The following is a 19644-nucleotide window of genomic DNA, read 5'->3' on the forward strand; positions in this document are numbered from 1 at the left end:
TGTCAAACCTCAGTCCGGCCCGGCATACGGCGGGTACGGGCTTTGCCGCAGCACTTCGGCAAGGTGCGCCGCATTGCGCGCCGCTGCCGCGGTCGTGGTGGCCACCGCCTCCGGGGTTTGGTCCAACTCCAGGTAGTCCACGCCCTGCATGGCTTCGCCGTTCCAGTACGTGCAGCCCTGGGCGGGTATCGAGAACCCGATGTCGTTGAGCGCCTGGAACAGATCGGCGACGATCTTGTGTGCCCCGTCCTCGTTGCCGACGACGGCGGCGAGTGCCACCTTGCCGACCATCCTGGGCCGGCCGGCGTGGTCCTGATCGGAGAGCTCGGCGTCGAGTCGCTCCAGGACGCGTTGCGCGACGCTGGACATGTGGCCGACCCAGGTCGGCGTCGACATGACAAGAATGTTCGCCGACTTGATCTTCGCCAGCAGGGCCGGCCAGTCGTCGCCCTCCCCCATGTCGGCTTCCACGCCGGGCAGCAGCGACAGGTCGACGCAGCGAACCTTTTCGCATTCGACGCCCCCGGAACGCAGCTGCCCCAGCAACTGGTCCGCGATCAGATCGCTGCTTGACGGGGCGTCGCGGCCCTTGAGCGTGCAGATCAATGCGATTGCGCTCAGCGGCGGCGGTGCGGCCGAAGTCATGCCTGTCGGCGTACCCGCGGCGCAGGGAGGCCAAACGGCGCGGCCCTATCGGCGCATCGCCCCCAGCAGCGCGACGGCCACCCCGACCAGCACCATGACCGCTCCGGCCGCCAGGGTCACATTGAGCCACTGGTGCAGGCTGGCTTCGGCCACATCGGCCACCGCGTCGGCGATGCGGCGGATGTCACCAGTCGCCTGGTTGAGTACCTGGTTCAGGTAGCGCCGCGCCACCTCGATCCCCGACCAGCCCGCCGCGCCCACCAGCAGCCCCGAAACGCCCAGGCTCGCCAACGCCCTGCCACGATGCCGCGCCGCGGCGATCGTCAAGGCCGCACACAACCCGGTCAGCGCCACCAGCACCAAACTCAGCGACGGCCCCCACACCGCGAATCGGTGCAATCCGCCGGGCCGCGTCACCTCGGTGGACGTCGGCGTCAGCGGGACGGTCATCGACGCCGGCAGTGCGACGTTGTAGTCGCCCAACAGCTGCGCAAACGCCTTGTCCCGCAACATCGGCACCACGTCGATCTCCCACGGGCCGGTGTCGTCGCCACTGAGCAGCCAATCATGCCCATCGCGGTTGAGCTTCACGAACTGTGCCGGAAACGACGGGCCGGCGGTGTATTCGGCGGCGGCCTCCCGCACCGGGGCGGGGTTGATGGGGAAGCCTTGCGCACGGATCAGTCGAACCGCCTGGGAGCTGAGCTCGGCGGCGACCGCATCCTGCAGGGCCGGCTGGGCCGCGGCCCGCTGTGCCAGCCGCGCGTAGCCGTCGGCGTCGACGAGGTTGCACTGCGCCCAGGCCGTCGGCAGCGTCACCGCCAATGTCACCGTGGCCAGCAACCAGAACAGCGCGGCCGTCAGGAAGCGCACTATTTGGCCGTGCGGCGCGGACGCGCCAGCGCCATCCGGGTCATCAGGGCGTTCATCCGGGCCAGCGCCTTGAGCGAGTTGTGGTAGTAGTTCCCACCCGCACCGACGCTGGTGCGCGGCGACACGACCGCCTCCTGCCGGCAGAACTTGCGGATCCCGTCGAGACCGCCGAACCGCGCACCGATACCCGAGGTCTTCCAGCCGCCCATCGGCGCCGTCGTGCACATCAGGTTGGCGATCACGTCGTTGATGTTCACCGCCCCGCAATCCAGCTGGATCGCAATGTCTTTGGCCCGTGCCACGTCACCGGAGAACACCGAGGCGCTCAGCCCGTAGGGGCTGTCGTTGGAAAGCCGGATGGCCTCCTCGACGCTGCCGACCTTCATGATCGGCAGCGTCGGGCCGAATGTCTCCTCGGTCATGCAGGCCATCGAGTGGTCGACGTCGACCAAGACGGTGGGCGGGTAGAAACTGCCCGATCCGCCTGGGCGTTCACCGCCGGTCAGCGCGCGTGCTCCGGCGGCCAGCGCCTCTTTGACATGCCGTTCGGTGACCGCCAATTGCTGATCGTTGATCAGCGCCCCGAAGTGGGTGCCCTCGCCGGCGCCCATCTGCAGCGCCTGCACGTCGCGGACGACCGCTGCGACGAACTTGTCGTAGACGGGTTCGAGCACGTACACCCGCTCGACCGAAACGCAGGTCTGTCCCGCGTTGAACATCGCGCCCCACACCGCGGCGTGTGCGGCCAGGTCGATGTCGGCGTCTTCGCACACGATCATCGGGTCTTTGCCACCCAGCTCGAGGCTGAACGGCACCAGGCGCTGCGCGGCCCGCTCGGCCACCTTGCGCCCGGTGGCCGTCGAACCGGTGAACTGCACGTAGTCGGAGTTGTCGATGACCGCTTCGGCCACTTCGCGCGCGCCCTGGACCACCGCGAACACGTCGGGGCCGCCGGCCTGCTGCCAGCCCTCGCGCAGCAGTTCGGCGGTGAGCGGGGTCTGCTCGGACGGCTTGAGCAGCACCGCGCAACCAGCCGCCAGCGCACCGATCGCATCCATCAACGCGTTGGCGACCGGGTAGTTCCACGGTGCGATCACCCCGACGACCGGGCGCGGCCGGTAGTGCACCGCGATCTTCTTGATCGCCATCAGCGGCAGCGCTGCCGGCCGGGACTCCGGGGCCATCGCCTTGTCCACGACCTTGATGACGTAGGACAGGATCATGATCAGCAGCGGTACCTCTTGTGCGGCGTCGGTGCTGGACTTGCCGGTCTCGGCGATCAGCATCTTCTCGATCTCGTCCCGGTGCTCGCCGAGCCACACCGCGTAGCGGGCCAGGACTTTGGCCCGGCCCTTGGCGCCGCGTCCCTCCCATTCGCGCTGGGCGGTACGCAGTCCGGCGGCGATCGCTTCGACGTCGGACGGATCGGTCCAGCGGACCTCACCGGCAGCCTCCCCGGTGGCGGGGTTGCGCACGGTGTCGGTGCCGGACAGGGCGGGGGCGGGCGTGGTGGCGGTCATGCCGCCATGCTAGTCGCGGCTGTGATCCGGGTCGCACCCGCCTCGACAGGTGTCAAGTCCAGCCCGGTGCTTACCCTTTCAAGCCCCGCAGGTACGCCGCCTGCCCCAGGTGCTGGGCGCAGTCATCGAGGACGCTGACCAGCCGCACCCCGGCGGTCACCGGCGGGTCCCAGTGCGTATCGACGACCCGGGCCAGCTCGTCGGCGGTGACGCCGTCGACGTAGCGCAGGGTCAGCTCATGCACCGCGCGGTAGTAGCCCGCCAGCAGCTGCGCCGGGGCGTGGACCTTGGCGACGTCGGCCGCACTGTGGCCGTACCCGCTGTCGTCGCGCGGCAGATCGAGTCCGAACCGGTCCACCCAACCGTCCCGGGTCCACACCTGTTCGACGCCGGCGACCTGAGCGACCTGGATGTCCTGCACCCGGGCGCTGTGCCAGAGCAGCCAGGCGATGCTGTTGGCCTCCGGAGTCGGCCGGTAGGTGGCCACCGCATCGGTGAGATCTTCGGTGACTTCATCGGCGTGTTCGACCAGCCGCGTGAACGCGTCGCGGAGCAGACCCTGTAACGCGGCATCGGTCATGGGAGCCTCCGGGATGACGTCGGGCTCATCGTCGACTCCTTCCCGGCATTGCCAGGCCTTCCGGGCATCACCAGCGCAGCAGCGCCGCAATACCCGCAGCATCGCGCAGCCGTCCGTCGGCCGCCCCTTCGATGGGGCTGATCCGGGCCCCGGTCTGCAATGCCCGCTCGACCAGGCGCTCGGTCAACCGGGGCTCCGGTTCTCCCGGGCGCCCGTCCGGGCCGACCTCCTCGCCACCGTAAAGGGAGCCATTGGCGCCCACCATGCCGGTGTAACGGACATCCGGGTCATATATCAGGTGTGCGACCCGACCGGCGTTCAGTGCCGCGGCCACCTCCGAGAGTCCCAGCGCGACGGCGTGTCCGGCCCCGGCGCCCTCGCCGACACTGTCCAGCAGTTGTCGTTCCCGCTCGGCGTGCTGCTCATGGGCCCAGTCGGTCACGGCGGCCTGCAGCGCAGCATCATCGAGCCCACCGAGGACTCGGGAATCGACGAATATCCGGTCGCGCAACGCTTGCGGAAACTTCGCGACGGTCGGCTCACTCCAGCGGTCCCCACCGCTGACCAGGATTCGCTCCCAGCCGCGCTCAGCGGCCAGCCCGGCCGCCACCGTCGTCACCTGATCCAGGAAACGGTGTGCCCGATCCTGCTCGCGCGATTGCCGCTGTTCTCGCATCGGCGTGTTGAACTGCCCTTGCGGGCCGCCACCGAGGTGCCCGGCACGCTCGTGCGCCGCCTGGATGTATTGCTGCTCGATTCGGCTCAGCGGCTGAAGCGACCCGACGCGCCACTCGAGCAGTCGAGCCTCCTCGGCAGAAACCAGGACCACACCCGCCGGCCGGCCCTCATCGATCACCTCGAGCAGCGGGTGGATGAACGGGCGATCGTCCAATACCACTCGACTGGCGACCGGCAACGCGCTCTGCAGTCGCAGAACCCAGTCACCTTCCAGGCCGGCGAACAGGATTCGGCTTCGGCCGGCGGCCGCCGGGTCGGCCAGCTCGGCTACTCGCGGCCAGATTCGTTCCAACGCCGCGCCGGTCTCGCCGCTGTCATCGGTCTCCGCGGCAATCCGGCGCTGCAATTCCCGGAAACGGTTCTTCAGGTCGATGTTGGCGGCTTGCAGGTTCGGGTCCCCACTCGGATCGGCGTTCAGGCTCACGGACAGCACGCCGAGTTTGTCGGTCCGTTGGGACAGCTCCCGGACACCATCCGAGTCGAGACGCTCCATGGCGACCATCGGTTTGCCCCTCCAATCCCTTGCAGGCCTCAGGGTTGCTCCAACCACTCACTATAGCCACGACCCGAGACTGCAGGGCCGAGCCGTTTTGGCGATCGATCACGGAAATGCCCTGGCATGAGGTACCGATACGGTCGTAGATTGTGTAGATGACGCACGTCGCTGAGCTCGTCATCCGCAACGGCATGATCGTCGACGGGCTGGGCGGCCAGACGTACGTCGGTGACGTTGCGGTCCGCGATGGTCTCATCGTCGAGGTCGGCACGGTCAGCGGCGACGCCGAGCACGTGATCGATGCGGCAGGGCTGCTGGTGACACCGGGTTTCGTCGACCTGCACACCCACTATGACGGGCAGTCGATCTGGTCGGATCGGCTCAATCCGTCGTCGTCACACGGCGTGACGACGGCGCTGATGGGTAACTGCGGGGTGGGTTTCGCGCCGTGCCGCATCGCCGACCACGAGGTGCTGGTCGACTTGATGGCCGGTGTCGAGGACATCCCCGGCGTGGTGATGACCGACGGTCTGCCGTGGACGTGGGAGACGTTCCCGCAGTTCATGGATACCGTCGATTCGCAGCAGCGGGACATCGATGTGGCGGCGTTTCTGCCACATTCGCCGCTGCGGGTCTACGTGATGGGACAGCGCGGCGTCGACCGCGAACCGGCCACACCGGCGGATCTGGCGCGGATGCGCGAACTCGCGCAAGAGGCCGCCGAGGCCGGAGCGCTGGGATTCTCGTCGTCGCGGCTGGTCACCCATCGCACCCGGACCGGCTCCCAGATCCCCAGTTACGGCGCCGCTTACGACGAGATCCTGGAGATCGGCCGCGGCATCGCCGACGGCGGCGGCGGCCTGATCCAGTTCGTCCCCGACCTGCCCGATGGCGCGTATCAGCCGGTGCTGCAGCAGGTTTTCGACGCGGCCACCGATGCAGGTCTGCCGGTCACCTTCACACTGTTGATCGGCAACGCCGGTGAACCGGTGTGGCAGGACGCCCTCACCATGGTGGAGAAGGCCAACGGTTCCGGCGCCGCGATCACCGCCCAGGTCTTCCCCCGGCCGATCGGACTCATGGTCGGACTCGACCTGAGCATCAACCCGTTCGTGCTGTACCCCAGCTACCGGGAGATCGCCGGTCTACCGTTGGCGGAGCGGGTCGCCGAGATGCGCAAACCAGATGTCCGGCAGCGGATTCTGGCGGATCGGGCCAGCATCGCACCGACCAACCCGATCGCCTACCTCGCCCAGTCGTGGGAGTGGACGTACCCGCTCGGCGATGACGCCGATTACGAACCGGATCCATCGAAGAGCATCGCGGCACGGGCGCGCGCCCGTGGCGTCTCCCCGCTCGAGGAGGCCTACGACCGGTTGCTCGACGACGACGGGCACGCGATCCTGCTGGACGCGCTGGCGAACTTTCGGGACAACTCGCTGGACACCGTGGGCACCCTGATGCATCGCGAGGACGTGGTGTTGGGTCTGGGCGACGGTGGCGCCCACTACGGAATGATCTGCGACTCAAGTTTTCCCACCTATGTATTAACCCATTGGGCACGTGATCGCGGGTCCGGTCGGTTGAGCGTTCCCGAGGCGGTCCGCGAGCTGACGTCGACGCCGGCCCGCGTCGCCGGTCTCGGGGACCGGGGGCGGATCGCAGTGGGCTACAAGGCGGACCTCAACGTGATCGATCACCAGAACCTACGGCTGCACAAGCCGGTCATCACCTACGACCTGCCCGCCGGCGGACGTCGGCTCGACCAGACCGCCGACGGCTATGTGGCGACGATCGTCGCCGGTGAGATCATCGCCGAGCACGGCAAGCCCACCGCGGCCCGGCCCGGCAAGCTGGTGCGCGGCCGTCAGCCGGCGCCGGCCTGAGCTCCGCCGCCGCCTCACCCCTTCCGGCCCACCGTGCGGTTTTATACGCAAAACGCCGCATGCTGCGTATAACATCGCACGCTCACCACGTTTTCGGGCAGCCACGATCGATCAACGCCGCTCCCACCCGGTCCAGGAAGAGCCGCGGCCGATTGTGCAGCGTCGCGGCGGCCAGCCTGAAGTCGACCCAACCGCGTTCGGCGATCAGGACGGACCGTTCGGCGTCCCATGCACGCTGCCCGGGATCGGTCCAGTGGTGCGCGCCCTCGAAATCGACCCCGACCAGGTAGTCCGGCCAACCCATGTCGATGCGTGCGAACACTCTGCCGTAGTCGTCGTAGACCGGTATCTGAGTCTGCGGTGTTGGGAATCCCGCTTGTACCAGGGCGAGCCGAGCCCGTGACTCGTACAGGGACTCGGCGCCGGCGTCGACGAACCGCAGGGTGTCAGTCAACTGCTGCAGTCCGCGTACGCCGCGGTGTCCTGCTATGACGGCCTGAATGTCGACCACCTTGACATCGGTGGCGTGCATCAATGCATCGATACGCTGCACGCCCTGCGTGAGCGGAAGCCGTCGGCCGATATCGAATGCGGTGCGCGCGGCCGTGGTCAGCGGCACTCCGTCGAGTTCGTGCGTCTCACCGGACAGCAGCAGGTCGGAGTGCACCCGGATCAGCTCCGGTGGGCGCCGGTTCGTGTGGACCAGCTCGGCCGGTGCGTCCGGCTCAATCCACTTGGCGCCCAACAGCGCAGCCGCAGACAAACCGGCGATGACGCCTCGGCGGCGCGACCACAGCCACGCCGCCATCGCACGTTGCTTCGGGGACAGGTCGGCATCCCGCGGAATCCACACCCCCGGGTAGATGGCCTCATGAAAGCGGCGGAGTTCACGGAAGGTGAGAGCGCCGGACTCAAGGACTTCCGCCGCCCGAAACGGCCACTGCGGAGTCTGCATGACCGGAGGATGGCAGGAATCGCCGTCATTGGCCGACGGCCATCCACAGGTGGTCGGTGTTGCACCGCCCGAATGTGCGTCTTGATACGCCGACCACGGCGTGTTGCGTATAAAACCGCACGGTGGGCGGGAAGGGGTGAGGCGGTCGAACTACAGCAGTCGATTCGGCGGGGTGGACTTGGCCACCAGCGCCGGGTCGGTGGTCACCGCGTCGCCCAGCACCCCGTCGACGCGGGACAGCAGCTCGGCGGGAATCCGCACCCCGGACGCCTTGACGTTCTCGGTCACCTGCTCCGGGCGCGACGCCCCGACCAGCGCCGCGGCGACATTGTCGTTCTGCAGCACCCAGGCGATCGCCAACTGCGCCGTCGTCAGGTCCAGTTCCTCGGCGATCGGACGCAACTGCTGTACCCGGGTCAGCACGTCGTCGGTCATGAAACGTTTGACGAAGTTCGCCCCGCCCTTCTCGTCGGTGGCGCGTGAACCGGCTGGCGGGGGCTGACCGGGCTGGTACTTGCCCGACAACACGCCCTGGGCCATCGGCGACCAGACGATCTGGCTCAGGCCCAACTCCCGACAGACCGGGACCACCTCGGGCTCGATGATCCGCCACAGCATGGAGTACTGCGGCTGGCTGGAGATCAGTGAGATCCCGAGCTGGCGGGCCAGCCCGTGGGCTTGGCGGATCTGGTCGGGTGCCCACTCACTGACCCCGATGTAGAGCGCCTTGCCCGCCCGCACGATGTCGGCGAACGCCTGCATGGTCTCCTCCAGCGGGGTGAAGGAGTCATAGCGGTGCGCCTGGTACAGGTCGACGTAGTCGGTGCCCAGCCGGCGCAGCGAGGAGTCGATGGCCTCCATCATGTGCTTGCGCGACAGGCCGGTGTCGTTCTTGCCCAACGGGGCCGGGCCGACCGGCCAGTAGACCTTGGTGAAGATCTCCAGCGATTCACGGCGACGGCCTTTCAGCGCTGCGCCGAGCACCTCCTCGGCGGCGCCGTTGGCGTAGACGTCGGCGGTGTCGAAGGTGGTGATACCGCAGTCCAGCGCGGCGTGCACACACGCGGTGGCGACGTCGTTCTCGACCTGCGAGCCGTGGGTGAGCCAGTTGCCGTAGGTGATCTCGGAGATCTGTAGGCCGGAGTTGCCCAGGTAGCGAAATTCCATAGGCCTATCTTGGGTGACATGGCCAGATCCGTCGACCTCGCCCGACTGGCCGAGCTGCTGCCCGGTTATCCCTTCGCCTTCCTGGTGACCGTCGGCGACGACGACCGGGTGCGCACCACCGCGATCACCCCGACCTTCGACGGCGCCAGGCTGAATGTCGGTCCGGTCGGCGCACACGGCCGGGAGAACATGTCGGCCCGCGCCGGCGTCACCCTGGTCTGGCCCGCACGTGAAGTGACCGAGTACTCCCTGGTCGTCGACGGCTACGCTGAGCTGCCCGACGACCCGGCCGGCCCGGTGCTGGTGGCACCGACCAAGGCGCTGCTGCATAGGCCGGTGTTCGAGGACGGCCGGGCGGTCGGCACCGTGCATGACTGCGTGCAGCTCAAGGCGGATTGACAGCCGACTGGACTAGCCTGGTCCACATGGCTTCCAACGTGGATTTCAACCGGCTCGCCGAGAAGCTGCTGGGCTACGACTACGCCTACCTGATCACCGTCGACGCGGAGAACCGCCCGCACCCGGTACCGGTGATGCCGACACTTGACGGGAAGATCGTGCGCATCGGCGCGCTCGGTGGCCGGCGCAGTCGGGCGAACCTGGCGCGTAGCAGCGAGGTGACGGTGATGTGGCCGCCGCCGGTCCCGGGTGGCTACACCGTGATCGTCGACGGCACCGCCGAGGTCTCCGATGCCGGTGAGCTGGCCGCCGTGGCGATCTCTGCTACGCGCGCGGTGCTGATTCGGGTCGCCACCCCGGAGTCGCCGGGTGAAACCCCTTGCTACAGCGACTGTGTGGACTTGAAGCTCACTGCGCAGGAAGCCTGAGCGGCCGGCCTGCCACCATCAGCACCACGTCGTCGGATTCGGCGGCGATCCGCGCGTTGAGCACCCCCAGCAGGTCGCGGAACAACCGCCCCGAGGCGGTGGCCGGCACCACCCCGCTGCCGACCTCGTTGCTGACCGCCACAGCCCGCGCCGGACAGGCCCGCCAAGCCGCCAGCAGCTCGTCGATGTCGCCGTGCACACCGTCCAGCGCACCGCCGTCCCAGACCCCGTGCAGATCCATCCGCGCGGTCAGCCAGGTGCCCAAACAGTCCAGTAATAAAGGGTTTTCGGCCGTACGCAGCTGCTCGGCGGCGTCGCTGCCCTCGATGGTGCGCCACGAAGCCGGACGCCGTGCCCGGTGCAGCCGAACCCGCTCTGCCCACTCGGGATCACCCTCTCGCACCCCCCCGGTAGCCAGGTAGGTCACCGCCGACTCGGCGGCCAACAGCGCCTCGGCGTGGGCCGACTTGCCGGATCGCGCCCCGCCCAACACCAGGCTGCGCGTCGAGGTACCGGCTGCACCCACTCGCACCACCTCACCGTCGCGTCCCGGTCGTGCGCCCGAATTCGACAGTACCCCGGTCAGTTCCGGCTCGATCGGATTGTGGTGGCTCAGGTGCACGGCGACGACGTCGGTGGTGTCGACAACGGCGCCCGAGCTTCGCATCGCGACCACGGTTGCCGTGAACGCGGGCAAGTCGTGATGCTCGGTGCCGTGGCCGGCGTAGTTGCCGAACGTCTCCTCCAGGAATACCGCGTCGAAGCCGGCACCGGCGATCGCGGCCTGCGTCTCGGCCGGAAGCGGACCGGTGTCGGTGGCCCAGAAGATCCGGCCGCCAACGGTTTCCAGGTCGTAGAGCACCGCATCACCGCCGAGGTCAGTCCCGTGCGCGGCGGCCAGCACCCGAACCCGATAGTCTCCGAGATCCACGTCGTCACCCGGCGCCACCTCGACGAAGCGGACCGGGTCGTCGGGGCCCACCCAGTCCCGGCACTGCTCGAGGGCACTGGCCGGTCCGACCACCGCCAAGGGCGCATTCGCCCCGGTCCAGTGCCGCATCAACAGCGCCATCGGCCCGACGTGGTCCCAGTGGCCGTGGGTGAACAGGATGTGGCGCACCGAAGCCAGCGATCGGCCGAAGCGTGCGGCGGCCCGCGGCGCCTCCGGCCCGCAGTCCAGCAGCAGAACGTCGTCGACCAGCGCGGCGGTCTGCCCGCGAACCACGGTCGCCGATCGACAGGAGGCGCAGCGGCAGAACGGATTCGGCCAGCCGTCGGCGCTGCCGGTGCCCAGCAGCAGGATTTCCATCTCGCCATCCTCGCTGATGCTGAGCTCAGGGCGCACCCCACTCGCACTTTTGCGCCATGAGCGCAGCGTCAACATGGACGACGAAGGCCCGGCCCCCCGAAGGGGACCGGGCCTCGTCGTGCAACCAGACTTAGAAGTCCATGCCGCCCATGCCACCGGTCGGGTCGCCCGCGGGTGCGGCCGCCTTCTCCGGCTTGTCGGCGACAACGGCCTCGGTGGTCAGGAACAGCGCCGCGATCGAGGCTGCGTTCTGCAGCGCCGAACGGGTCACCTTCACCGGGTCGGCAACGCCGGCCTTCAGCAGGTCCTCGTACTCACCGGTGGCGGCGTTGAGACCGGTACCGGCGGGCGAGTTGCGCACCTTCTCGGCCACCACGCCCGGCTCCAGGCCGGCGTTGAAGGCGATCTGCTTGAGCGGAGCTTCCAGCGCCACCTTGACGATGTTGGCGCCGGTCGCCTCGTCACCGGCGAGCTTCAGCTCGTCCAGCGACGGTGCCACCTGCAGCAGGGTCACGCCACCACCGGCGACGATGCCCTCCTCCACGGCGGCCTTGGCGTTACGCACCGCGTCCTCGATGCGGTGCTTGCGCTCCTTGAGCTCCACCTCGGTGGCTGCCCCGGCCTTGATGACCGCAACACCGCCGGCCAGCTTGGCCAGCCGCTCCTGCAGCTTCTCCCGGTCGTAGTCGGAGTCGCTGTTCTCGATCTCGGCGCGGATCTGCGACACCCGACCGGCGATGGCGTCGGAGTCACCGGCGCCCTCGACGATGGTGGTCTCGTCCTTGGTCACCACGACCTTGCGGGCCTTGCCCAGCAGCGCGATGTCGGCGGTCTCCAGCGACAGACCGACCTCTTCGCTGATGACCTGGCCACCGGTGAGGATCGCCATGTCCTGCAGCATCGCCTTGCGGCGGTCACCGAAGCCCGGGGCCTTGACGGCCACCGACTTGAAGGTGCCGCGGATCTTGTTGACGACCAGGGTGGAAAGCGCCTCACCCTCAACGTCCTCGGCGATGATCAGCAGCGGCTTGCCGCCCTGGATGACCTTCTCCAGCAGGGGCAGCAAGTCCTTGACGGTCGACACCTTGGAGCTGACCAGCAGAATGTAGGGGTCCTCCAGGACCGCTTCCTGACGGTCGGCGTCGGTGACGAAGTAGCCCGAGATGTAGCCCTTGTCGAAGCGCATGCCCTCGGTCAGCTCCAGGCTCAGGCCGAAGGTCTGCGCCTCCTCGACGGTGATGACACCCTCGTTGCCGACCTTGTCCATCGCCTCGGCGATCAGGTCACCGATGGACTGGTCACCCGCGGAGATCCCGGCGGTCGCCGCGATCTGCTCCTTGGTCTCGACCTCCTTGGCGTCCTTCAGCAGGGTCTCGGAGACCTTCTCGACGGCCTTCTCGATGCCGCGCTTGAGGGCCAGCGGGTTGGCGCCGGCGGCCACGTTGCGCAGGCCTTCCTTGACCAGCGCCTGGGCCAGCACGGTGGCGGTGGTGGTGCCGTCACCGGCGACATCGTCGGTCTTCTTGGCGACCTCTTTGACCAGCTCGGCGCCGATCTTCTCGTAGGGGTCCTCCAGCTCGATCTCCTTGGCGATGGACACACCATCGTTGGTGATCGTGGGGGCGCCCCACTTCTTCTCCAGGACGACGTTGCGGCCCTTGGGACCCAGCGTCACCTTGACCGCGTCAGCGAGGGCGTTGAGGCCCCGCTCGAGGCCGCGACGGGCCTCTTCGTCATACGCAATTTGCTTAGCCATTGCGAAGTGATTCCTCCGGTTAGGGGGTGCACGTCTTGTCGGTCGGGTCAGTGCCCGCGACGGACGGCGTTGGGTGTGCTCCGCAGGTGCGGCCCGTACCTCACCGTCCCGACCTAGCACTCGCCGGTCGCGAGTGCCAACGTCATTCTTAGCACTCGCCCCTTGAGAGTGCAAGGAGCTGCGGGACCCGGCAATCCGGCACGGCGGCCGACTATCGCGGCGCCCGTAGACCGTCCATGACAACGTCGGTGACGCGCTCGGCCACTGCGGAGCTGTAGGACTGCATGGCCTGGCATCCGACCAGGATCGCCTTGACCTCGCGCACCCCGAGGTCGTGTCGCACCGTGCCCGCCAGCTGTCCTGCACGCAACAACGCTTCGAGTACCGCCAGGAAGGCTTCCTCCGACTCGGGCGCAGCTTGTCCGATCTCGATGCCCACACCGGCCAGCGCCTCGGCCAGGCCACGATCCGTCGCGCCCCACTGCAGCACGATCGAGCGCAGGAACGTGTAGATCGCTATGCCGGGATCATCGGATTCCAGCAGGGCCCGCCCTTCGTCGACGACGTGCTGCATACGGTCGTTGACGACCGCCCGAAACAGCTCCTCCTTGGTCGGGAAATGCCGGTAGACGGTCCCGGACCCGACTCCGGCGCGGCGCGCGATCTCATCGACCGGCACTGACAGCCCTTCAGCCGCAAAGGTCTCATAGGCGACCTCCAGCACGCGAGCGCGGTTGCGGGCCGCGTCGGCTCGCAACGGGCGTGCGGGTTGAGCCACCTGAGATCCTCATCGGTTGACAAAGCGGGGCGTCCGCTCCGTATAGTTGCAACCAACCGGAGCGTCCGCCCCGTTTACCTTACCGCAGCTCAGGAGGGCCTCGTGGCCAAGTGGACAACCGCCGACATCCCTGACCAGGCCGGTCGCGTCGCCGTCGTCACCGGGGCCAACACCGGTCTCGGCTTCGAGACCGCCGCCGGCCTGGCAGCGCGGGGCGCTCACGTGGTTCTGGCGGTGCGCAACCTCGACAAGGGCAGGGACGCCGAGACCCTCATCCGGCAGCGCAGCCCCGGTGCCAGCGTTGCGTTGCAGGAACTCGACCTCGGCTCGTTGGATTCCATCCGCGCCGCCGCCGAGCAGTTGCGGTCCGGCCACGACCGCATCGATCTGCTGATCAACAACGCCGGGGTGATGTACCCGCCCAAGTCGACGACCAAGGACGGCTTCGAGCTGCAGTTCGGCACCAACCACCTGGGCCATTTCGCCTTCACCGGCTTGCTGCTGGACCGGCTGCTGCCGGTCGCCGGTTCCCGGGTGGTAACCGTCAGCAGCCTCGGGCACCGGCTGCGCGCCGACATCCACTTCGATGACCTGCAGTGGGAACGCCGTTACAACCGGGTCGAAGCCTACGGGCAGTCCAAGCTCGCCAACCTGCTGTTCACCTATGAACTGCAGCGACGGCTCGCCCCACGTGCGACGACGATCGCGCTGGCCGCGCACCCCGGCGGCTCCAACACCGAGCTGATGCGGCACCTGCCACGCTGGGCCGCGGTCGCCTATCCGCTGATCAAACCGATGTTTCAAGGCGCAGACATGGGCGCTCTCCCGACGCTGCGCGCGGCCACCGACCCGCAGGCGCTCGGTGGGCAGTACTTCGGTCCGGACGGCCTCACCCAGGGGCGCGGTCACCCCAAGGTGGTGGCGTCGAGCCGCAAATCTCACGATGTCGAGCTGCAGCGCCGGCTCTGGGCCGTTTCCGAAGAGCTGACCGGGGTGGTCTATCCGGTCTGACCCGGACTCACCGCACGTCCAGCAGTTCCTCGTAGAAGCCGCCGAATCCGCGGTCCGGGTTCACCAGGTGCACCTCAAGGATCCAGTGACACACCCGGCCGGTGTGGTCGGTACGTCGCATCGGCTCATCGGATCCGAGCGTGATGTAGAACCGGGTGTCGTCACCGGAGATCTTCTTGTGCGGGAACTCTCCCACCAGATGCCCGGCGATCGGGGCGCCGAACTCGAAGCCGCGCTCCCGGGCCAGTCCGACGACATGCTCATAGAGCTGCGCCCCGGTGATGTCGCTGTGGTGGTCGAAGAACGCCCGCCCGGCCTGCCACACCCCGGGCAGGGCGTCGCGCAGTGCGTGCTTGTCCGGGTCGTCGCCGAGCACGTAGGTGCGACCGAAGTCGGCTTCCCACTCCTGAAAGATCGGACCCAGGTCGAGGTAGGCGATGTCATCGTCGGTCATGACGCGGTCCGGCGGGTCGGCGTGGAACGGCTGCAGGGTGTTCTCCCCGGCGCGCACCACCCGCTTATGCCAGTGCCGCGTTACCCCGAACATGTCGGCGGCCAGATCCCGGATCTCATCGGACAGCTGGCGTTCGCCGACGCCGGCGCGCACCAGATTGCGGCGCGCGATTTCGTCGAACAACGCGGCGGCTTTCGTCTGCGCGTCGAGCAGACGCTCAACGCGGACGGATTCCGGCTCGCCCGGGGTGGACACGTCCGCGATGCTATCGGCTTGCCCTAGACTGCATCTCGATCAGATAGGAGACCGGGTGCGGGCTGACGCAGCGCCCAGCACCCGTGCGTTGCGGGGCTGGCAACGCCGGGCTCTGGTGCGGTATCTGACCGCCAAGCCCCGGGATTTTCTGATGGTGGCCACCCCCGGCGCCGGCAAGACGACGTTCGCGTTGCGGATCGTCGCCGAGCTGCTGGCCGACCGCACCGTCGAGCGCATCACGATCGTGGTGCCCACCGACCACCTCAAGGTGCAGTGGGCCACCGCCGCCGCCGAACACGGCCTCGCGCTGGATCCGCGCTTCAGCAACTCCGATGCGCAGACCAGCTCGGAGTACCACGGGGTCGTGGTCACCTACGCCCAGGTCGCCAGCCATCCCACCCGGCACCGGGTGCGCACCGAGGCCGCGAAAACCCTGGTGATCTTCGACGAGATCCACCATGGCGGCGACGCCAAGAGCTGGGGCGACGGCATCCGGGAGGCGTTCTCCGATGCCGCCCGCCGGCTGGCGCTGACCGGCACCCCGTTCCGCAGCGACGACAGTCCCATCCCGTTCGTCAATTACGAGCCCGACGGCAGCGGCCATCTGCGATCGGTGGCCGACGACAGCTACGGCTACCCCGAGGCGCTGGCCGACGGTGTGGTGCGCCCGGTGGTGTTCATGGCCTACTCGGGCGAGGCCCGCTGGCGTGACAGCGCCGGTGAGGAGTACTCGGCGCGGCTCGGCGAACCGCTGACCGCCGAACACACCGCCCGGGCGTGGCGCACCGCGCTGGACCCGAATGGGGAGTGGATGCCGGCGGTGATCGCGGCGGCCGACACCCGGCTGCGGCAGAAGCGCCAGCACGTGCCCGACGCCGGCGGCATGGTGATCGCCTCGGATCAGAAGGCGGCCCGCGCCTACGCCAAGCTGCTGACCACGTTGACCGGTGAGGCCCCCACCGTGGTGCTCTCCGACGACGCGGGCGCCTCGGACAAGATCGCCCAGTTCGCCACGGCCACCAGTCGCTGGCTGGTGGCGGTGCGGATGGTCTCCGAGGGTGTCGACGTGCCACGGCTGGCCGTCGGCGTGTACGCCACCAGCGCATCCACCCCGTTGTTCTTCGCGCAGGCGATCGGCCGGTTCGTTCGCTCGCGGCGCCCGGGAGAGACCGCCAGCATCTTCTTGCCGTCGGTGCCGTCGCTGCTGCAGCTGGCCAGTGAGCTCGAAGCGCAGCGCAATCACGTGCTGGGGAAGCCGCACCGGGAGTCCGAACGCGACGAGTTCGCCGAGGCGCAGCGTCGGCGCGACGAACCGTCCGAGCTGGAGAACACCTTCGAATCGCTCGGCGCCGACGCCGAGCTGGATCAAGTGATCTTCGACGGCGCCTCGTTCGGCACCGCCACTCCCGCGGGCAGCGAGGAAGAGGCCGACTACCTGGGCATCCCCGGGCTGCTGGACGCCGACCAGATGCGAGACCTGTTACGGCGCAGGCAAGAAGAGCAGCTGGACCGGCGCAGCAAGGTGGCCGGCGGGGTTGCTCCGGTGCCGGTGACCACCCATGGACAGCTGCGGGCGCTGCGGCACGAGCTCAACGCGCTCGTGTCGGCGGCGCATCATCGGCTGGGCAAGCCGCACGGCTGGATCCACAACGAGTTGCGCCGGATCTGCGGCGGCCCGCCGGTGGCGGCGGCGACGTCGGATCAGCTGCGGGCGCGCATCGAGGCCGTGCGGCAGTTGTAGTCCCCCTGCGCGGCCAGACGCGAAAGCCCCCATTTCCGGTGTGAAATGGGGGCCTTCGCGACTGCTCGCCGGAGAAAATGCAACCCGCGGGTCAGGGCTGACCGGCGGTGCCGGCGGTGCCCCACCACTCGCCAGCGTGGCCACCGTCACCACCATCGCCGAAGAACAGTCCACCGGTCTGCCCGTCCGGATCGGCCTCGGTGCCATCGAGCCCGTTGCAGATTATCCCGCAAAAACCCTCGGTGAACGGCGCGAACATCTGGTTGATCACGCCATTGACCTGCTCACCGAAATCCGAATTGATCCAGGCCTGCAAACTGTCGTGCAACGGCATGTAGAAGTGGGTGTCCCACAGCTGCGCCAGGTCCGCGGCATCGCCTGACCCCGGCACCTCCCAATCCGAGGTGAACAAGTGGTCGAAGTGATCCGACAGGTTGCCCCACGCACTCAGATCAAACAGATCGGCAAGCAAGTCATCGAAGTCCGCACTCGCGGCAGGCGCGGCTGCCAACGGCGCCGTCCCGAAGGCCAAAAAAGCCCCGACGGACGCGGCGGCACCCATCGCGCGATCCCGCCGACGCGCGCCTACCCGACCGGTCCGCTCGTCACGCCGCCGACCGGCCGGAACTCGGGCTATCGCGCCCATTTGCTGTGCGCCACCCAGGGCGAGGCGGTAGCGGCCACCGACCACGCCAACGCCTCCGGCACGTCGATCACCCGATAGGCCTTGACCCCGGCGGCGGTGGCCGCGATCAGGGTGGCCACCCCGGCGCGACGCTGAAACCAGCTCTGGCGCACGGTCCAGCCGATGATGCCGGCGGTGGCGATGCAGTAACGGCGCTGCTCCCAGCTGCCGGTGCGGGCCGACAACCACCGCGGGTCGACGCGATGCCCCAGCGCGCGGGCCCGATCGGCGGCCAGCAGCGCCGCGCCCAGCGTCAGTGCCGCCCACGCCGTCCAGTACCACAGCGGCACACCGTCGACCGCCGCCGCCACGGCCAACCCCGTGCCGGCAACCAGCGGCAGCAGCATCGCGCGCGTCCAGCGCCGGCGGACCGCCGCCGGGCCGTGCCTGCGCAGCGGCCCGGTGACCACCACCGGGTCGGCGACCAGCCCGGTCAGCACCTGTTCAGCGGTCGCCCGCGGGCAGGGGGGCAGCAGCACGGAGGATTCGCCCGCCCCGGTGACACCGGTCATCGCCGCGTCCAGCCGGGCGCCCCCGAACAGCCGCACCAGCAGGGGCGCCCGCAACGTGCCGCCGCGCAGCCGGCGCATGTCGTAGCTGTGGTGTCGCACCCGCAGCAATCCGTGGCTCAACTCCAGCACATCGCCTGCCGCCCCGGAACGGCGGGACAACACCAGGTTTCCGTACGTCAGCGCCGAGCGCAGCACCGCCAGCAGGATCGCCGCCAGCAGCACCAGACCGGCGATCGCCGCGGCCGTCTGTTGCGACCCGAACCGCTCGGCGGCCGCCAGCCAGGACCGGTGCAGCGCCGAACCCCGCAATGCCTCCCCGGCGCCGCTCTGATACAGCGCGCCCACCGCGGCGCCGATGGTCACCAGCCCGGACAGACTCAACGCGCTGTAACGCAGCCACGACGGGCGCCACCGGGCCAACACCGTGGTACGGGCGGCAACCGTCCCGGCATCGGTTCGAGCCGGCTGACCGGTGTGCGCCAGCAGGATTCGACGCAGCTGCGGCACCTGGTTGCTCTCGACTGCGTCCAGCTCGAACATGGTGTCCCCGGCGGCCTGCTGGCCGGTGCTGACCCGAAGTACCGTCAACCCGAGCATCCGGTGCAGCAGTCGAGCATCGGTCTCCACTGAGCGAATCCTGTTGCGCGGCACCGAAAGTACCTTCCGGCGCAACAACCCGGAGCGCAGCTGGACCCGGCCGGCTTCGGAGTCGGGCTCGATTCGGTAGGTGGTGGTGAACCAGCGTGTCACCCCGACCACCGCGATCACCCCCACCACGGCGAGCACCCAGACGGAGTTGTCGGTCGCCGAGCCGAACACCACCACCGCGATCAGCAGCGGTAACTCGCGCAGCGCTTCGTGCAGCGGATGCACCAGCAGCATCCGCGGGCTCAGCCGCTGCCAGGCCGGCGCGGGACTCACGTGGCGTCCCCGGCGCCCAGCGCGGCGATATCGGTCAGCTGCGCCACCACGCGGTCGGCAACGGGGGCATCGAGCGCCACGATGTGCACCGCCCCGGCCGACGACGCGGTGGTGACTCGGACATTGGCCAACCCGAGCAGCCGGTCCAGCGGCCCACGGTAGGTGTCGACGGTCTGGATCCGGGAGATCGGCGCGATCCGGCGTTCCTGCACCAGCCAGCCGGTGCGGGTGTAGACCGCTTGATCACTGATGTCCCACCGGTGTACGCGATAGCGCCACAGCGGTGCCACGCCCGCCGACACCAGCAGCCCCAGCACCGTGACCGCCCAGGCGGCGGCGTGCAACCAGGCCAGCCGCTCGTCGGCGACCGCCCACCCCAGTTGCAGCACTGCCAGCACCAGCCAGGGCACCGCGCCGACCAGCGCCCACACCAATGGCGCGCGGGAGCTGGGCGGGTTGGCGGGGTCGACCAGGGTGATCACCGCGGATGGGTTTGCGTTGGGCGCCATGCAACAGAGAATGACCCAGCGCCGCG

19 protein-coding genes are annotated in these 19644 nt (G+C 68.8%); 5 read left to right on the plus strand and 14 right to left on the minus strand.

Annotated elements, in window-relative coordinates:
• Window positions 1-9: 9 nt before the first annotated feature.
• From BST10_RS03620 to BST10_RS03640, 5 genes are all read right to left on the minus strand, one after another.
• Entirely contained in the window at window positions 10-645 is a 636-nt protein-coding gene (locus tag BST10_RS03620) for a flavodoxin family protein (RefSeq protein WP_083036412.1), read from the minus strand.
• Between the two features lie 45 nt (window positions 646-690).
• A complete protein-coding gene (locus BST10_RS03625) occupies window positions 691-1518 on the minus strand; it encodes a hypothetical protein (protein ID WP_013827383.1) in 828 nt (275 codons plus the stop codon).
• The gene (locus BST10_RS03630; RefSeq protein WP_013827382.1) at window positions 1518-3038 is read right to left on the minus strand and encodes an aldehyde dehydrogenase family protein; all 1521 of its coding nucleotides are present in this window, start codon (window positions 3036-3038) and stop codon (window positions 1518-1520) included. The genes BST10_RS03625 and BST10_RS03630 overlap by 1 nt, the downstream gene beginning before the upstream one ends.
• Window positions 3039-3108: 70 nt before the next feature.
• Window positions 3109-3618 (minus strand): mycothiol transferase, encoded by a 510-nt coding sequence (locus BST10_RS03635; protein WP_083036413.1) that lies wholly within the window; start codon window positions 3616-3618, stop codon window positions 3109-3111.
• 67 nt (window positions 3619-3685) lie between these two features.
• A complete protein-coding gene (locus tag BST10_RS03640) occupies window positions 3686-4858 on the minus strand; it encodes an MSMEG_1130 family ribosome hibernation factor (RefSeq protein WP_013827380.1) in 1173 nt (390 codons plus the stop codon).
• Window positions 4859-5007: 149 nt separating this feature from the next.
• On the opposite strand from BST10_RS03640, the gene BST10_RS03645 reads away from it, so the two are divergent.
• Window positions 5008-6738, plus strand: a complete 1731-nt coding sequence (locus BST10_RS03645; RefSeq protein WP_013827379.1) for an N-acyl-D-amino-acid deacylase family protein — start codon at window positions 5008-5010, stop codon at window positions 6736-6738.
• A gap of 82 nt (window positions 6739-6820) precedes the next feature.
• On the opposite strand, the gene BST10_RS03650 is transcribed toward BST10_RS03645, so the two are convergent.
• Both BST10_RS03650 and BST10_RS03655 read right to left on the minus strand, forming a co-directional pair.
• The gene (locus tag BST10_RS03650; protein WP_083036414.1) at window positions 6821-7693 is read right to left on the minus strand and encodes a hypothetical protein; all 873 of its coding nucleotides are present in this window, start codon (window positions 7691-7693) and stop codon (window positions 6821-6823) included.
• Between the two features lie 150 nt (window positions 7694-7843).
• A complete protein-coding gene (locus tag BST10_RS03655) occupies window positions 7844-8860 on the minus strand; it encodes an aldo/keto reductase family protein (protein WP_083036415.1) in 1017 nt (338 codons plus the stop codon).
• Between the two features lie 18 nt (window positions 8861-8878).
• Here BST10_RS03655 and BST10_RS03660 point away from each other — a divergent pair, with 18 nt between their 5' ends.
• Together BST10_RS03660 and BST10_RS03665 are read left to right on the plus strand one after the other, a co-directional pair.
• The gene (locus BST10_RS03660) at window positions 8879-9259 is read left to right on the plus strand and encodes a hypothetical protein (RefSeq protein ID WP_083036416.1); all 381 of its coding nucleotides are present in this window, start codon (window positions 8879-8881) and stop codon (window positions 9257-9259) included.
• Window positions 9260-9285: 26 nt separating this feature from the next.
• Window positions 9286-9687, plus strand: a complete 402-nt coding sequence (locus tag BST10_RS03665) for a pyridoxamine 5'-phosphate oxidase family protein (RefSeq protein ID WP_083036417.1) — start codon at window positions 9286-9288, stop codon at window positions 9685-9687.
• Here BST10_RS03665 and BST10_RS03670 read toward each other — a convergent pair.
• The 3 genes from BST10_RS03670 to BST10_RS03680 form a co-directional block, all read right to left on the minus strand.
• A complete protein-coding gene (locus BST10_RS03670; RefSeq protein ID WP_083036710.1) occupies window positions 9668-10996 on the minus strand; it encodes a bifunctional adenosylcobinamide kinase/adenosylcobinamide-phosphate guanylyltransferase in 1329 nt (442 codons plus the stop codon). The genes BST10_RS03665 and BST10_RS03670 overlap by 20 nt on opposite strands.
• 130 nt (window positions 10997-11126) lie before the next feature.
• Window positions 11127-12752 carry a chaperonin GroEL gene (groL, locus tag BST10_RS03675; protein ID WP_013827373.1) on the minus strand — a complete coding sequence of 542 codons (1626 nt, stop codon included), beginning with the start codon at window positions 12750-12752 and terminating at the stop codon, window positions 11127-11129.
• A 211-nt stretch (window positions 12753-12963) separates the two neighbouring features.
• A complete protein-coding gene (locus BST10_RS03680; protein ID WP_083036418.1) occupies window positions 12964-13530 on the minus strand; it encodes a TetR/AcrR family transcriptional regulator in 567 nt (188 codons plus the stop codon).
• A gap of 102 nt (window positions 13531-13632) precedes the next feature.
• Here BST10_RS03680 and BST10_RS03685 point away from each other — a divergent pair, with 102 nt between their 5' ends.
• Window positions 13633-14541 carry an SDR family NAD(P)-dependent oxidoreductase gene (locus BST10_RS03685; RefSeq protein ID WP_083036419.1) on the plus strand — a complete coding sequence of 303 codons (909 nt, stop codon included), beginning with the start codon at window positions 13633-13635 and terminating at the stop codon, window positions 14539-14541.
• Window positions 14542-14548: 7 nt separating this feature from the next.
• Here the strand turns inward: BST10_RS03685 and BST10_RS03690 are convergent, their stop codons facing one another.
• Window positions 14549-15250 (minus strand): M24 family metallopeptidase, encoded by a 702-nt coding sequence (locus BST10_RS03690; RefSeq protein WP_013827369.1) that lies wholly within the window; start codon window positions 15248-15250, stop codon window positions 14549-14551.
• Window positions 15251-15305: 55 nt separating this feature from the next.
• On the opposite strand from BST10_RS03690, the gene BST10_RS03695 reads away from it, so the two are divergent.
• The gene (locus BST10_RS03695) at window positions 15306-16991 is read left to right on the plus strand and encodes a DEAD/DEAH box helicase (protein WP_083036420.1); all 1686 of its coding nucleotides are present in this window, start codon (window positions 15306-15308) and stop codon (window positions 16989-16991) included.
• Between the two features lie 91 nt (window positions 16992-17082).
• Here the strand turns inward: BST10_RS03695 and BST10_RS03700 are convergent, their stop codons facing one another.
• The 3 genes from BST10_RS03700 to BST10_RS03710 all read right to left on the minus strand — a co-directional run bounded on the left by BST10_RS03700 (window position 17083) and on the right by BST10_RS03710 (window position 19618).
• Entirely contained in the window at window positions 17083-17553 is a 471-nt protein-coding gene (locus tag BST10_RS03700) for a hypothetical protein (RefSeq protein ID WP_083036421.1), read from the minus strand.
• A gap of 71 nt (window positions 17554-17624) precedes the next feature.
• On the minus strand, window positions 17625-19070 hold the full coding sequence (locus BST10_RS03705; RefSeq protein ID WP_083036711.1) for a PH domain-containing protein: 1446 nt from the start codon (window positions 19068-19070) through the stop codon (window positions 17625-17627).
• A 35-nt stretch (window positions 19071-19105) separates the two neighbouring features.
• On the minus strand, window positions 19106-19618 hold the full coding sequence (locus BST10_RS03710) for a PH domain-containing protein (RefSeq protein WP_205277448.1): 513 nt from the start codon (window positions 19616-19618) through the stop codon (window positions 19106-19108).
• Between the last annotated feature and the right edge of the window lie 26 nt (window positions 19619-19644).

Origin of the sequence: Mycolicibacter algericus DSM 45454, from assembly GCF_002086455.1 — a bacterium.
GTDB classification, from domain to species: domain Bacteria; phylum Actinomycetota; class Actinomycetes; order Mycobacteriales; family Mycobacteriaceae; genus Mycobacterium; species Mycobacterium algericum.

Excerpts from the sequence above, each read along its gene's own strand:
- BST10_RS03635 (WP_083036413.1), bottom strand. The coding sequence starts at position 3,618 with ATGACCGATGCCGCGTTACAGGGTCTGCTCCGCGACGCGTTCACGCGG.
- BST10_RS03665 (WP_083036417.1), top strand. The coding sequence starts at position 9,286 with ATGGCTTCCAACGTGGATTTCAACCGGCTCGCCGAGAAGCTGCTGGGC.
- BST10_RS03630 (WP_013827382.1), bottom strand. The coding sequence starts at position 3,038 with ATGACCGCCACCACGCCCGCCCCCGCCCTGTCCGGCACCGACACCGTG.
- BST10_RS03710 (WP_205277448.1), bottom strand. The coding sequence starts at position 19,618 with ATGGCGCCCAACGCAAACCCATCCGCGGTGATCACCCTGGTCGACCCC.
- BST10_RS03660 (WP_083036416.1), top strand. The coding sequence starts at position 8,879 with ATGGCCAGATCCGTCGACCTCGCCCGACTGGCCGAGCTGCTGCCCGGT.
- BST10_RS03705 (WP_083036711.1), bottom strand. The coding sequence starts at position 19,070 with ATGCTGCTGGTGCATCCGCTGCACGAAGCGCTGCGCGAGTTACCGCTG.
- BST10_RS03620 (WP_083036412.1), bottom strand. The coding sequence starts at position 645 with ATGACTTCGGCCGCACCGCCGCCGCTGAGCGCAATCGCATTGATCTGC.
- BST10_RS03670 (WP_083036710.1), bottom strand. The coding sequence starts at position 10,996 with ATGGAAATCCTGCTGCTGGGCACCGGCAGCGCCGACGGCTGGCCGAAT.
- BST10_RS03650 (WP_083036414.1), bottom strand. The coding sequence starts at position 7,693 with ATGCAGACTCCGCAGTGGCCGTTTCGGGCGGCGGAAGTCCTTGAGTCC.
- BST10_RS03645 (WP_013827379.1), top strand. The coding sequence starts at position 5,008 with ATGACGCACGTCGCTGAGCTCGTCATCCGCAACGGCATGATCGTCGAC.
- groL (WP_013827373.1), bottom strand. The coding sequence starts at position 12,752 with ATGGCTAAGCAAATTGCGTATGACGAAGAGGCCCGTCGCGGCCTCGAG.
- BST10_RS03700 (WP_083036421.1), bottom strand. The coding sequence starts at position 17,553 with ATGGGTGCCGCCGCGTCCGTCGGGGCTTTTTTGGCCTTCGGGACGGCG.
- BST10_RS03640 (WP_013827380.1), bottom strand. The coding sequence starts at position 4,858 with ATGGTCGCCATGGAGCGTCTCGACTCGGATGGTGTCCGGGAGCTGTCC.
- BST10_RS03655 (WP_083036415.1), bottom strand. The coding sequence starts at position 8,860 with ATGGAATTTCGCTACCTGGGCAACTCCGGCCTACAGATCTCCGAGATC.